General features: G+C 32.7%; 13 protein-coding genes. 5 read left to right on the top strand and 8 right to left on the bottom strand.

Going from position 1 to position 14,523, the window contains the following annotated elements; translation table 11 throughout:
• Window position 1: 1 nt before the first annotated feature.
• Window positions 2-574 (bottom strand): 5-formyltetrahydrofolate cyclo-ligase, encoded by a 573-nt coding sequence (locus FJR47_RS03840; RefSeq protein ID WP_152299143.1) that lies wholly within the window; start codon window positions 572-574, stop codon window positions 2-4.
• A 65-nt stretch (window positions 575-639) separates the two neighbouring features.
• Between FJR47_RS03840 and FJR47_RS03835 the strand changes: the two genes are divergently transcribed.
• From FJR47_RS03835 to acpS, 5 genes are all read left to right on the top strand, one after another.
• Complete coding sequence (locus tag FJR47_RS03835; protein WP_152299142.1) at window positions 640-1,209, top strand: TlpA family protein disulfide reductase; 570 nt, start codon at window positions 640-642, stop codon at window positions 1,207-1,209.
• On the top strand, window positions 1,210-2,088 hold the full coding sequence (gene ftsY / locus FJR47_RS03830; RefSeq protein WP_152299141.1) for a signal recognition particle-docking protein FtsY: 879 nt from the start codon (window positions 1,210-1,212) through the stop codon (window positions 2,086-2,088).
• An 81-nt stretch (window positions 2,089-2,169) separates the two neighbouring features.
• Window positions 2,170-3,516, top strand: a complete 1,347-nt coding sequence (gene radA / locus FJR47_RS03825) for a DNA repair protein RadA (RefSeq protein ID WP_152299140.1) — start codon at window positions 2,170-2,172, stop codon at window positions 3,514-3,516.
• A 78-nt stretch (window positions 3,517-3,594) separates the two neighbouring features.
• Window positions 3,595-3,852, top strand: coding sequence for a hypothetical protein (locus FJR47_RS03820; RefSeq protein WP_152299139.1), 258 nt, complete (start codon window positions 3,595-3,597; stop codon window positions 3,850-3,852).
• Between the two features lie 17 nt (window positions 3,853-3,869).
• A complete protein-coding gene (acpS, locus tag FJR47_RS03815; protein WP_152299138.1) occupies window positions 3,870-4,235 on the top strand; it encodes a holo-ACP synthase in 366 nt (121 codons plus the stop codon).
• On the opposite strand, the gene thiS is transcribed toward acpS, so the two are convergent.
• The 7 genes from thiS to FJR47_RS03780 all read right to left on the bottom strand — a co-directional run bounded on the left by thiS (window position 4,212) and on the right by FJR47_RS03780 (window position 14,519).
• Entirely contained in the window at window positions 4,212-4,412 is a 201-nt protein-coding gene (thiS, locus tag FJR47_RS03810) for a sulfur carrier protein ThiS (protein ID WP_152299137.1), read from the bottom strand. The genes acpS and thiS overlap by 24 nt on opposite strands.
• A 48-nt stretch (window positions 4,413-4,460) precedes the next feature.
• Window positions 4,461-5,138: a gamma-glutamyl-gamma-aminobutyrate hydrolase family protein gene (locus FJR47_RS03805; protein WP_159570779.1), complete on the bottom strand. Its 678-nt coding sequence runs from the start codon at window positions 5,136-5,138 to the stop codon at window positions 4,461-4,463.
• On the bottom strand, window positions 5,114-6,133 hold the full coding sequence (locus tag FJR47_RS03800; RefSeq protein ID WP_188093750.1) for an amidoligase family protein: 1,020 nt from the start codon (window positions 6,131-6,133) through the stop codon (window positions 5,114-5,116). Before FJR47_RS03800 ends, FJR47_RS03805 begins: the two co-directional genes overlap by 25 nt.
• Window positions 6,134-6,276: 143 nt before the next feature.
• Window positions 6,277-9,420 carry a type I restriction endonuclease subunit R gene (locus FJR47_RS03795; RefSeq protein ID WP_152299134.1) on the bottom strand — a complete coding sequence of 1,048 codons (3,144 nt, stop codon included), beginning with the start codon at window positions 9,418-9,420 and terminating at the stop codon, window positions 6,277-6,279.
• Window positions 9,413-10,375, bottom strand: coding sequence for a Fic family protein (locus FJR47_RS03790; protein ID WP_152299133.1), 963 nt, complete (start codon window positions 10,373-10,375; stop codon window positions 9,413-9,415). Before FJR47_RS03790 ends, FJR47_RS03795 begins: the two co-directional genes overlap by 8 nt.
• Entirely contained in the window at window positions 10,368-11,768 is a 1,401-nt protein-coding gene (locus FJR47_RS03785; protein WP_152299132.1) for an AlbA family DNA-binding domain-containing protein, read from the bottom strand. Before FJR47_RS03785 ends, FJR47_RS03790 begins: the two co-directional genes overlap by 8 nt.
• Before the next feature lie 54 nt (window positions 11,769-11,822).
• Window positions 11,823-14,519 (bottom strand): SIR2 family protein, encoded by a 2,697-nt coding sequence (locus FJR47_RS03780; protein WP_152299131.1) that lies wholly within the window; start codon window positions 14,517-14,519, stop codon window positions 11,823-11,825.
• Between the last annotated feature and the right edge of the window lie 4 nt (window positions 14,520-14,523).

Here is a 14,523-nt window from a genome sequence, read left to right as displayed (position 1 = left end):
TTTACTTCCTGTTTATAGCCATATTTTTATTTCGTACTTTAACGCGTGGCGTAATAATTAAATCGCATGTAATGTCATACTCATCACAAATAAACTCTTTTGTGTAACAAAATTCTGATTGTATAAAAATCGTGTACGGTCTCTTTTTCAACTTTGCAAAGAAACGATCATACATTCCTTTTCCAAAACCAACTCTTTGTAAATTTCCATCCACACCAACAACTGGCACTATAGCTATATCTATTTTTTTAATATTTCTTAAACTGTTTCCCGCTTCATAAATTCCAAATTTCTTTTTTTTAAGCGGTAATCTAAATGGTACCATCTTAAAACTTTCGCCTTGCATAAACGGCACATAAATATCATACTTTTTTCTCATTATTTTTATTGATTTTGCCGTATCAGCTTCAAAAGGCAATGAAGTATAAAAAAGTATTTTCTTATTTTTAAACTTTTTAAGTTCTTTTTGAAGTTCAATATTTATCTTGGCATTTTTATAAAAACGATTATATTTAGGACTGTTTTTAATTTTCCTTAGACAATTTTGTCTAAAAGTAGCTTTTGTAAGAGACATATAAAATCTTTATGGTTATAATTTCAGTTATTTTAACTCAAAAAAACAGAAAACAAGGTAAATCTATGCTAAAAAATTATATTTTATCACTCTCCATTTTATCGGCAATTTTATTTCAAGGCTGCTCTGATAATAAAGAAAAAACTGAGAATGCTCAAAGTGTAAATCAATTAGTTTCAACAAAAGAGTATGTGCTTACAGGTATTGATCAAAAACAGTATGTTGTAAAAAAAGAGGGTGCAGGTTTTATTTTAGAAGGAGCAAATGATAAAATAGTAATATTTGATATATTTGCAACATGGTGTCCTCCTTGTCGTGCTGTAGCACCACATTTAAGCTCGTTGCAAGAAAAATATAAAGAAGATATTATTGTTATCGGTGTAACCATAGAGGACAATATTCAAAACTCAAAATTACAAGAATTTGCAGAAAAATACAACGCGAAATATATTTTAGTAAATTCAGACCAAAACCGTCGTTTAAGTGATGAGATTGTAAAAGAGCTCGGACTTGGAGACAGATACCCTATTCCGACTATGGCGATGTACAAAAATGCAAAATTAATCAATCATTATGTCGGTGCTACCGCGGAAGAGTTTATTGAGAGTGATATCAAAAACGCTTTAGGAAAATAGATGTTTGGATTTATAAAAAAATCCCTTAACAAAACTGCTGAGGCGATTAAGTCAGTAGTTCCAAAAAAGAAACTCTCTTTTTCCAAAGAGGAGATTGAAGATATTCTGCTTGAAGCTGATGTTGAGTATGAATTAGTAGAGATAATTTTAAAAGAGATATATCAAAGCAAAGTAACTCGTGACATTCTTCGTTCAAAACTACTTGCAACGCTTGCTTACACAACATATAAAGAGCCTGAGTTTACACCTCCTTTTGTAGAGTTGATTGTCGGTGTAAACGGTGCCGGAAAAACAACTACTATCTCAAAACTGGCATATAAATATAAAAGCGAAGGCAAAAAAGTGATACTTGGCGCCGGGGACACATTTAGAGCGGCTGCTATAGAACAGCTTACACTATGGGCAAATAAACTTGATATTCCTATAATCGCTTCAAAACAGGGACATGACAGTTCTGCAGTTGCTTACGACACTATAGATTCTGCAAAATCCAGAAAATTTGACAATGTTATCATAGATACTGCAGGAAGACTTCATACACAGACAAATCTTGCACATGAACTTAAAAAGATAGCCCGTATATGCGACAAAGCTCACAACGGTGCACCTCATAGAACGATACTAATCATAGACGGTACACAAGGCAACTCTGCAATAGCACAGGCAAAAGCTTTTAACGAGATGATTGGTGTAGATGGAATTATTATTACCAAACTTGACGGAACGGCAAAAGGCGGAAGTGTTTTTAGTATAGCTTATGCTCTTGAGCTCCCGATTCTTTTTGTAGGTACAGGCGAGCAGCCTGAAAATTTAACACCCTTTGATAAGTATGAATTTGTTGACAGTCTGCTTGATGTAATCTATGTTGAAGAGGAGTAAAATATGGCAAAGTGCCATATTTTACAAGAGAACACTTTAAAATAAGTATAATCGCACAACTCTCCTATAAAGGCTTATTTTATGTCTAAAAAAAAGATTCTCTTTGAGTGTCAACACTGTGGATTTACAACACCAAAATGGATGGGCAAATGCACAAACTGTGGGGCATGGGACTCATTTATAGAGCTTAATGAGCACCAGCAAGAAGTTGTAAAAAAAACAAAATCAGCATCAAGCACCTCCGCAAAAGCAATCAGCATAAATGAGATAAAAGAAGAGAAGGTATTTCGATTTAGCTCTAAAGATATAGAGCTGGATATGGTTCTTGGCGGAGGAGTTGTGCCGGGCTCACTGACACTTATAGGAGGAAGTCCGGGTGTTGGAAAATCGACACTCCTTTTAAAAGTCGGTGCAGATATAGCTTCAAGCGGACAAAATGTTCTGTATGTAACAGGTGAAGAGTCAGGTTCTCAGATAAAACTGCGCGCAAATAGACTCGGTGCAAATCAAGATACTTTATATCTATTGAGCGAGATAAGACTTGAGCAGGTTTTAACAGAACTTGAACATAAAGATTATACTTTTTTAATTATCGACTCCATTCAAACACTCTACTCCGAAAATATCGCATCTGCACCGGGGTCTGTAACTCAAGTAAGACAGATTACCTTTGAGCTTATGCGTATTGCAAAAGATAAAAACATCGCTATCTTTATTATTGGGCATATTACAAAAGAGGGATCAATCGCCGGTCCAAGAGTTTTAGAGCATATGGTTGATACCGTCTTATATTTTGAAGGCGACTCTTCACAGGAACTTCGGATTTTAAGAGGATTTAAAAACCGTTTTGGGCCGACAAGCGAAATCGGTGTTTTTGAGATGAAAAACAATGGACTTGTATCAGCAACTGATGTAGCTTCAAGATTTTTCAACCGCAACTCAGAACAGGCGGGATCAGCTCTGACTGTTGTTATGGAAGGCTCCCGCCCGATTATACTCGAAGTACAGGCTCTTGTTTCAGAGTCGCATACCGCAAACTCTAAAAGACAGGCTACAGGTTTTGATACAAACAGACTAAATATGCTGCTTGCACTTTTGGAGAGAAAACTTGAAATTCCTTTATCTGGATATGATGTTTTTATTAATATTACAGGCGGTATTAAAATAAACGAAACTTCTGCGGATTTGGCAATATTAGCAGCAATTATCAGCAGTTTTCGCAATCGTGCGATTTCCAAACAAACCGTTTTTATAGGCGAAGTTTCTCTTGTCGGTGATGTTAGGGATGTTTTTGCAATGGATGCAAGACTTAAAGAGGCAAGCATGCAAAATATATCCAAAGCACTTGTTGCAAAAAAACCGTTGGAAAAATCAAATATCAAAACATTTATTGTAGATGAAGTTACAAAATTGCTGGAGTGGTACTGATTAAACAAACATTAAAATCTGTTTTAATCTATTCATAGTATAATCCGCTCTAATAAATATTTAAAAGGAAACAGATAGATGGATGCTCAAGTAAAAAGTGAAGAAAAATACGCAAAATTATCAATAGCATATGAAGGAAAAGAAGAGGCGAAATTAGTATGCTCCACTGTTGATAAAATAATTGCCAAATATGACATAAAACCTGAAACATATATATGCAATATAACTGATAAAAAAGATGTAATGGTTATCGAATATCAAGATGATATGGATCGTCAGGCTGGCGATATATTTGAAGAAATTATCAAAACTTTAAACATAACTATTTGTAATTAATATTTGATATATAACAGATGATTGGAATAGATCTTATAAAAACATCTCGCATGAATCTCTTTATAGAGCGATTTGGCGAAAAAGCCCTTCTTAAATTTCTATCCAAAGAAGAAATAAAGCTTGTTAAAAACTACAAAACAGCTTCTGGCTTTTGGGCAGCAAAAGAAGCCTGTTCAAAAGCCTTGGGAGTTGGCATAGGCTCAAAATGCAGCTTTCATGATATTGCTATATATAAAACATCAAACGGTGCACCAAAATTAAAATTATCAGAAAAACTTTTAAACAATTTTAATATTTTAGATTCCAGTCTCTCCATTACTCATGACGGGGATTATGCCATAGCTGTAGTAGCCATTGAATCAGCCCCCGCCGACAAAATCTAACAACTCTAGTTTATCATTATCTTTTAAAGTATAAGTTGCCCACTGATTTTGTTTTACTATCTCCATATTTACGGCTGCTGCCATAACTTTATCTGTTAATCCCAACTCTTTTAAAACATTTTCAAGAGTTACATTTTCGCTAAACTCTTTTATTTCACCGTTTATTATAAGTTTCATCATTTCTCTTTTTTTTAAAATAATATCTTATTTTTTATTTACACTGTTTTATTGTTCAACTCTTGCATATACGGCTTCTACTAATTTTTTAAAAATTTTAAAATGGCTTTTCATATAAAAAAGATACTCTGGATGCCACTGAACTCCAAAAATTAAAAAATCATGACTTTTTGATGATATTGCTTGAGTAATATTATAATCATCAACAGCTTCGAGCCTAAATTTTTTTGCCAATTTATCAACTGCTTGATAATGCAGAGTATTAATTTTTAAACTCTGCTTTTGCACTATTTCACATAAAAGTCCATCTTCTTTGAGTTCTATTTTTTTCCAAGGAAAAGGGGTATATCTATACTTATAATCACCTTTTCTGATATCTTTATGCAGAGTGCCTCCAAAAAAGACATTAATAAGCTGGTAACCTCTGCAAATGCCAAGTACCGGTTTTTTTTCTTTTACCGCTCTATACAACAAGGTATACTCTAAAAGATCTCTTTGATAGTTAATAACTTCTTCAAGTTCACATGTCTCTTGCTCAAACAGTGCATGATAAAGATCATCTCCACCGCTGATAATCAAACCATCCATTTTTAAATTTTTTATATCATCACCCGGTATTACTACTTTTGACTTCACACCTGCCAAAAAAAGCGCAAAACATATAAAAAATCTCGAAATTGTTCCCTTCCTGGGACCTGTCACTATGACAGTAGCTCTAGTACGCATTTTTGACACTCCTCTACCCATTCATCTTTGCTAAAGATTGCTTTTTCTATTTTTTTAAAAAATTTCTCACTCATCTCTTCAAAAAGTTTTTCATTGTTTGCCAACAGCTCCACAATTACCCATAACTGAAACTCTACAGAAAGATTCCATCTAAAGAGATCAATTTTTGAATTTGGAAGTCTATAATGATAAGTCGGTCTAGGATTGATTTTTTCATCAGGCAGCTGTTTTCTTACTCTTTTTTCATCCCAGTGTGCCAACATTGGCAGCATGTCTAAAACACGATTTCTAGTTGGATTGTAAAAAAGATAATCTTCTATAAAGTGCTCTTTATCGGGATTGTACTCTTTGTTTACAACAAGCCTGATATACTCTTTTGGAAAATCGTTAATAAAAGGGGACATTTTTCTAGCTATATCAAGCTCGCTTTGCACTTCTATCCACTTCTGTAAAATCAAAAAAGATTTAAAAATTTTCAGTATATCACCCATCTCGTCACTTGGCGGTTCTATGTTAAAGTGAACACCAAAGGCGTATTGAAAAGAGTAAGTAGTACCTAATGCACCCTGAAGCCTGAGTTTATCTATCATATTATCAAGTAATGGCAGTTTTGAAATAGGAATAGGCGGTGAAGATATCTCAAAAGGAATAAATTTTTTAGAAGTTTTTTCAAGCAAATCATTGATATCGCTCGATATTGTTCCTATAACGCTGCTTAATTTTGTAAACAGCCCTTTGCTTTCTATTTTTTGTAAAAACATAGCATCTAATTCAAATGTAAAATCACCATATTTCGTCTTTTTAAGTACTACTTTATATTTATTTACCTCAACTATATTCCCGCCGAACAATGATGAAACAACAGCCGCACTGTTTAAAAGAGGTAAATTAGAATATTCTATTTCAACACCGACTCTTCTATCACTTTTGTTTTTTTTATAAAAAAGTTTTGGTCTATACTTGGAATCTATAATGTTTGTATATTCAAAATTCAAAATCTACCCCCCCTCTCTAATTGCGCTGATAATAATATTTTAGCACAATTAAATTATAGAAATAATATATATTTTTACAAAAAATTCTTTTTTATATAAACTCCAATTCAAGTTTATAATCCATCAAAACAATCATTATAAACTTATTTTCTGAACCTTTTAAAATTCTCAGCCTGTTCAAATATCTCTTTAAACACTTCATCTTTTGTAATCGGTGGATAACCGTGTTTTGCTAACAGCATAATCAAATCAACTTTTAGTTCTGCTTTTATATCTTCTCTTATATTCCAATCGGTATATTTACTTTTATCATCAACAGCTTTTTTTAGCTCTTTGGCAAGCATAATGAGTTTGTCTTCAGGGTAATCAAAATCATATTTATGTGCTATCGCTTTCAATATATCGTAAAAAGCTTTCTCTTCAAAGTCTATTCCCATATCACCAAAAGACTCTTTCTCTTTTCGCAGTTCGTGATAAAGATCGATAATCTCATCAGTGAAATCATTTAAAACATTACTCACTAGTACATCTTCTTCTTTGCGTTCATTATACTTCTCAACAAGAGCAGTAAATTTTTTGGAAAACTCTACGCCTTTTACTTTGTTTACTCGGCTGAACTCCTCAAGTGCTTTTGCCAGAAGCTGCTGGAGTAGTTTTATTTTCGTATTTGGTAACTTTATCTTCTCTATCTTGTTGATATAATCTTCATCAAAAATATCTATTTGAGCTTCGTCTTCACTTCCTAGTTTAAATATCTCTTCTACCCCGTCACTTTTAAGAGCTTCACTAATCATCTGTGCCACTTTTGCATTCATTTGAGCAGTATCAGGAGCTTCACCACGAGTAAGTTTTGCTACAATAGAACGAACAGCCAAATAAAAGTGAATATGGTCTTTTTCATTCTCACTAAACGCTTCACTCCCACAACAAATATCGTAAGCAGATTTAAGTCTTTTGACTACATACATAAAACGAGTTTCTAACTCCTTTGTAAGCTGTACAAACTCACTGGCAAGATTTAAGCACTCTAGTTGCTGGGTCGGTGTCCCTTTAAAATAAAGGCTTTTATCAAATCTATAAAATAACTTCGCCAATAAATCGAGTTGGTCTTTTACTGCCACAATAGAAGCGTTTATATCTTCAAAGTTTTGGCTATCTATTTGTGAGAACTGTTTAAGTGCTTTGTTCATAGCGGTTTTAATACCGATATAATCAACTACAAGCCCCTTATCTTTACCTGCATATTTTCTATTTACCCTAGAGATAGTTTGGATGAGATTGTGTTGCTGTATGGGTTTGTCTATATAGATGGTGTCTAAAAATGGCACATCGAACCCCGTAAGCCACATATCTACAACTATAGCAATTTTAAAATTTGATTTTTCATTTTTAAACTGTGTATCGAGCATTTTTCTATACTCTTTTGTTCCAAGCGCATCATACAACTCTTTTTCATCATCTGGATTTCGAGTCATAATCATTTTGAGTCGTTCTAACGGAAGTATCTCTTTTTTCTCTTTATCACTTAGCACAACAGCCTCATCACATACTCGTTGTTCATTCCACTCAGGTCGTAGGGCAATAAGCTCTTGAAAAAGTGCGTATGCAATATGTCTGCTGCTTGATACAAAAAGAGCTTTACCCTTAAGTGTTGCCCCTTCGCTCACTCTTTTTTCATAATGCTCTACAAAGTCTTTAGCCAAAGCTTTTATGCGGTCTGGGTCTCCAAGAATGGCATTCATGTTCGCCATCACTTTTTTGCTCTCATCTATTTGGTGTTCGTTTGCTCCAAGCTCTGCACACTCATCATAGTACTCTTCTATCTCTTGAAGCTTTGCATTATCAAGTAAGACCTTTGCGGCTCTTCCCTCATAAACAATTCTTACGGTAATTTCATCTCGTACCGATTCCGTCATGGTATAGCTATCTACCACAGCACCAAAGACATCAAGCGTAGCATCAATAGGTGTTCCTGTAAAGCCAACATAAGTAGCATTTGGAAGTGAATCGTGCAAGTACTTTGCAAAACCATAAGTTTTCTTTACGCCGTCTTTTGTCACTTTTACTTTTTGGTCTAGATTTATCTGGCTTCTGTGTGCTTCATCAGATATGACTATGATGTTTGAACGCCGGCTAAGTATCTCTAAATCTTCGGTAAATTTATGAATGGTAGTCAAAAAGACTCCGCCACTTTCACGACCGCTTAGTCTTTGCCTTAAATCTTCACGACTCTCTACGCTTACTATGCCATCATCACCAATAAAACCTTTGGCATTTGAAAACTGGCTGCTTAATTGCACATCCAAGTCGGTTCTATCGGTAATAAGTATGATGGTAGGGCTAGAGAAATGTACGCTTTTCATAAGCATTCGCGTGAGGTAAAGCATGGTAAAGCTCTTGCCACACCCAGTAGCACCAAAGTATGTACCGCCTTTACCGTCACCATGAGGTTTTTGATGCTCTTTGATATTTTCGTAGAGCTTTCTAGTAGCATAGTACTGAGGATAGCGGCAAACTATCTTTTCCTCTTTTTTTGATTTGTCGGGCATGTAGATAAAGTTATGGATAATATCTACAAGGCGTTCTTTGTTAAACATACCTTGAATCATACTGTGAAGCGATGCAATCCCATCAACCTCTACTTCATCGCCTGTAATCTTTCTCCAAGAGTAAAAAAACTCATAGGGAGCAAAAAAGGAGCCTGCTTTGTTGTTTACTCCGTCACTTATGACACAAAAAGCGTTGTACTTAAAAAGCTCTGGGATGTCCCTGCGGTATCTTGTGGTGAGCTGCACAAAAGCATTGTGTATGGTAGCGTCTTCTCTTATGGCACTTTTAAACTCAAACACTACCAATGGCATACCGTTTATATACAGTATGCCATCAGGGATTCGTTTTTCGTAGCCTGTTATTTCAAGCTGATTAATTATTTTAAAATTGTTATTTTGTACATCGTCATAGTCTATAAACTCTACATAGATATCTTTTTGATTTGCATCTTCTCTTTTAAATATAAACCCATCAGAAACAAGCTTCATGATAGATTTGTTTGTATCGTAGAGATCACTTGCAGGATATGATTCTAGCTTACGAATAATTTGAGTGATTTCACTTTGTGTGATATTATCGCTTTTATACCTAGAAGCTAGATAAGCTCTCAAATCATCTACTAGAAGTACTTCACTATCACCTCTTTGTATATCTTTGCCGTACTGATAGCTTATGCCTTGTTCATCAAGTAGCTCTATAAATGCCAGTTCTAGTTTCTCTTCTGTAAATTTACCCATGATATATTTCCCAGTGCCCCGATTTTAGACTTCCGACTCTTGTAAGTCTATTTTGCTCTTTTAGTTTTGCTATATCTCTTTTGATTGTTTTGTCAGACACTTCTAACATATTTGCAAGTTGTGCTATTGTGATATCTCTATTTTCAATGACAAGTTCAATTATTTTATTCAGCCTTTTTATTGGGACATCTTTAGGGACATTTATAGGGACATCATTTTTTACTTTTTGCATGGATTGCAATATCATCTCAAGCATAAACTCTATAAATGGTGTGCTTTCTCCTAACTCAGTTGAGTTTTCTATAGCTTTATAGTACTCTTCTTGATGATCTCTTACTATACTCTCTGTCGGTAGAAGTGAAAAAATAGGATTAAAGCTGTTTAAGATAACACTTTGCCAAAGTCTTCCGATTCTACCGTTTCCATCTGAAAACGGATGTATAAACTCAAACTCATAGTGAAATATACACGACTTCAAAAGCATATGCTCATCACTGTTTTTTAGCCATGCAAAAAGGTTTGTCATCAAGTCATTTACCATGCTAGGCTGTGGGGCGATATGTTCACCCACTTGTACATTTACACCTCTAAAGCTCCCAGCAGACGACAATATCTCACCCATCAATATTTTGTGTGCAAGAAATAGATCGTCTAACTCATCGTATTTGTACTCATCAAGTCTCTCATAAGCTTTTATAGCTCCATTTACTTCTGCAACTTCTTTTACAGTACCTAAAACTTTTTTACCGTCCAAAATAGCTGTGATCTTCTCTTCACCAAGAAAGTTTCCTTCTATCTCCAAAGTACCTGCTAAGGTTTTGATGCGGTTCTTTTTTCTAAGCATTGGGTTTACTTTAGATGCTTTGTTGAATTGAAGCTTTGTCAGCTCTTCGCTAATACGAGTTGAGAGTTTTAGTATTTTTGAGGTTATTGTGTATGGTGGGGTGCTACTCATCGCTTACTGCCTTATAGTGCGTATTTCTTCCGCTTCCTAGCTTGCTTATGAGCTTTTTATGGGTCATATTTTTAAGTAGTTCTCTTGTTCTACTCTCTTTTATACCAAGTAGTTCTTCTACTTGTTTTGACTTGATAGTTTGATTTTCAAGAAGATATTCAATTATTGCTTTTTCTTGCTCTGAGCAATCCGACGGTATCCGACGGTTTTCCGACGGTTTAAGGGCGGTATCCGACACTTTATCATCCATCTCAGTGTTTTGCGGACGGAAAAGTTCTACATCCACAAAATCATTTTGCTCCTCTATTTTTGGCTCTTTTAGCCCTTCGGTAGTACAAATAGTTTTTATTCTGTTTATGCCACTTCCCCACTGCTCGATTAGCCCTAGCTCTTTGAAAATATTTGCTAGTACTTTGTTTCTCGCTTCACTTCTGCCGTTCGCTATATCTTGGGATGTAATGGTGTTTGGAAAACTTCCAGGGGATACGATGTTGACAATATCATCATAGATGCCTACTTTTATATCTCTACCTTTGTTGATGTAGTCTCTGTGAATGAGGGCGTTTATCAGTGCCTCTCTTAAAGCTACTTGTGGAATCTCATAAGAGTCAGTTCTGTAAAGTCCTTTTATTTCACCTCTTAGATTTATATGGTTTAAGATGAAGTTTTGCGTATTTTCAAGCACACTAAAAATATCACCGCTATACTCTTTTTTGTCGATGAAAATTTCCATCGTCGTGCCTTTAAACCTAGCACACTTGACCGTACAGTTTTCAAACTTACCTAAAAGTATCAAGAGTGCGTTTGTCGGGTAGGTGGTTCCATGTTCTGTTTTGAGTAGTCTGAGATTGTGTAGCTTTTTATCATCAAGAGTTTTGCCAAGAGTAGCAAAGCGTGAGTGTAAAGGGCTTAAGTCAAGCGTGTCTAGGGCTACATCATAGTTTACTTCTTCATCGTAACCTATGTGTCGTTTTTGTCGCTCTAACTCTACTATATGCTCAAAGTCTGCTTTTCTATTGGTCGCCCCTATGCGTAAATATGTACCGCTGTTTTTGCCCTCACTTTTTAAGTAGTACGGCATCAGATTACCTCTAAAAACTTCTATAACCAACAGTAGTTTGCCATCAATATTGAGGGTATAGATCTCTGGCAAGATATTTGGTGTGCAGTTGTCAAAGATAATAGAGGCTATTTTATCTTGAAGCTCATAGATGTTTTCATCATCTATGCCGACTATCTCTCTTGCATCATTCACCCCAATGATAAGCTTGCCACCACTTGTATTTGAAAAAGCTATAGCGGTTTTGGCAATAGAGTCGTTTTTTGGCAAGCTCTCTTTAAACTCTAGGGTTTTGCTCTCACCTTGGTTTATTAGGTTTGTAATGCTATTCATTGTTTTTTTCCATTTGCTTAGTCATAACTATGATCCATTTAATAATTATCCATACTAAAAAAAAGAATTATTGTTTTTTGATTCAAAGTTGTAAATTAGTTGTATCAGTTCATTCAATAAAGATTCGAATTCAACAATATTTTTTTGTTTTGTTAAATACTCCAACCTTTGTTTTAAAGTATATAAAGCTGTTGACATCGATTTTCCATCTCTATACTTTTCTATTTCTATGTCAATGCTTGTTATTAATTTTTGTATATCTATACTCACAAAATCATTAGATAATAAGAACAATTCAAAATCGAGTTTTTCATAATTATCTTCAATAGACTCATATTTTATATCACTAATAAATTTTTTTATTTTCTTCTTGATTAAAGTACTTGAAATATAGAATAAACTTATTAAAAAATATTTTGATATTTCAATTTTTTGTTCATTTGTCCAACTATTAAGCTCTAAAATTAGTTTATCAACTAAGATATTATTACTAAAAATAGCATCTTTGTTAATTTTTAAGACACCATATAAATTACTTATATAATTATTTTTAATTGCTATAAGTTCATGCCCATTATAGTTTTTACAAATAATTTTATTTAAAAGTATTTCTAATAAATTAATCAATCTGTTGTCATCAATTGTAGATTGGTATAAATTATATTGATAAGCTAAGAATGCATTAATTGATTGATACACAGAAATAGAATTTTTAGATAGATTTAAAATAGTCATGAAATTATCTATAATTGAATCTAGTCTATTTTGATTAATTTTTGAAATAGATAATAAAAATACAGTTTTTTTCCAATATTCCTCAAAAGTTGGAAAAATCTTTGTCTCCTCTGCTTCTATGTGCTTTGTAATGTTATGTAAACTATTAAATAAATATTCCTCTAAAGCATTATCTATCACTAATCTTTTTTCAGATTCTTTTTTTAAATAAGGTTCAAAAATTATCTTCAAATCATTCTCTTTTATATACTTGATAGAAGAATAAAGTTCTAACTTGTTTAAAACTATATCGCTTTCTTGAACTTGTCTTGTTATGGATATATTTATAAAATACTCTATAATTGTTTTAAATTCAGTATATTTTTCTATAGCAAAACCATTTCCTAAGACAAAATACAATAAGTTTTTATGTCTAATTTCAGCTTCTGATGAATTACTTGAGAAGACTGTACCACCACTTTCAACTGTTCTTTTAGAATTTTCTTTTGCTTTTAAAAGTGAAGATATATTAAATGCAAAACTATATATAAAGTTAAAATCTTTAAATATTGCAATGATCGGAGATATGGCTTTCTTCACATTATTGGGAACATCATCATACTTTTCTTCAATGTCATATTCTAAAATATCTTGATACTTTTTGTAATCAATTTTAAAATCGTACTTCAAATGCTTTAATAATGTATTTCTATTAAACATTGATAAAAACAGTGTTATGTAATTTTTGGATTTTAAACATTGTTTTAAAATATCTTCATAAAAATAATAAGAGTCTTCATTATTGCCCAGTTGATAAAGGATAAATGCTTTTTCTAAATCATTTTTTGCAGTGTTAGTTTCGAACTTAAATTCCAATATATTATTTATACTGGTTCCGCTATACAACTCACAAGTAAAAGGATAATATTCTTTATCATTAATCATTATCCCACCAATACCAGCCTTAGATAAAATTTCAAATACTTTATCCAGTTTATATTTGTACTCTTTTAAAAACTTATCATCTATTTCATTCTTGTCTAAAGCACTTAAAAAAATTTGGAAGTTTTTATAATATATATCAGAATTATTTAAATTTATAAAGTTTAAGACTATAAATTTTTCTTGGTAATTTAAATAGATTTTTTTAAATATTTTTTGAATTTGCTCAGGCAATAAAGTATTTAAATTATCAAAAGGCAATAGCTTGTCATAAAAATAATTAATAATATCACCGTCATTAATATATTTTGATTCCTGATATTGAGTTTTTATTCTAGTTAAAAAATTTTCTACTCTTTTATTTTTATCATTTATTTCATCGTCCAAAACTAGAGAAGTTATTCCATGGTTTTCTAAATACTTAATTTCACTTTTATTATGATTCAAGCTAAGTAAATAGGCAGGTGGCTTTACTTTTGAAAATGATTGAATCCATTTAGTTATTTGTTTTAAATTATAATCACCATATGAATATCCAATAAATAATACAGTATGAGTTGATAATACACTTTTAATAAAGTTTTCTATCAATGGAAAATCATATGTATAATTTAAATAATCATCTTCTTTAAATACGATATTATGATGTTCAAAATCACCATGCATTTTTATTAGTTTTTTTTGTGTTGTGGATTTTACTAAATCTTTATCTGAAACAATCACATCATACATAAAAGCATTATCAGCTACGGTTTTATCAAGTAGTTTATCCCAATTTGTAGTAATTACACATTGAGGTCTTATTTCAAATATAAGTTTATGAATATTTGATGGCTCTAAGGTAGTATTAAAGAGTTTTTTTAATTTATCATAATATAAATATTCTCCAAATTCCAAATAGTATAGCTGTGCAAGTTTTAAATAATCTTGTTCCCCTGTTCCTTCTAAATCATTTTTTAGTTCATCAATAATATTGTTCCATAATGGCATTTTGTTACTGAAGGTATCAGAACTTTTTGAAACACCGGCACCAACAAATATAGCAAGCCTATTGTCATTATTTGCTTCAATGATACTCTTTATATGTTTATCCATTTTT

Origin of the sequence: Sulfurimonas xiamenensis (assembly GCF_009258045.1) — a bacterium.
GTDB lineage: Bacteria > Campylobacterota > Campylobacteria > Campylobacterales > Sulfurimonadaceae > Sulfurimonas > Sulfurimonas xiamenensis.
The sequence above is the reverse complement of the archived record's forward strand: the minus strand, read 5'-3'. Positions and strand labels throughout refer to the sequence as shown.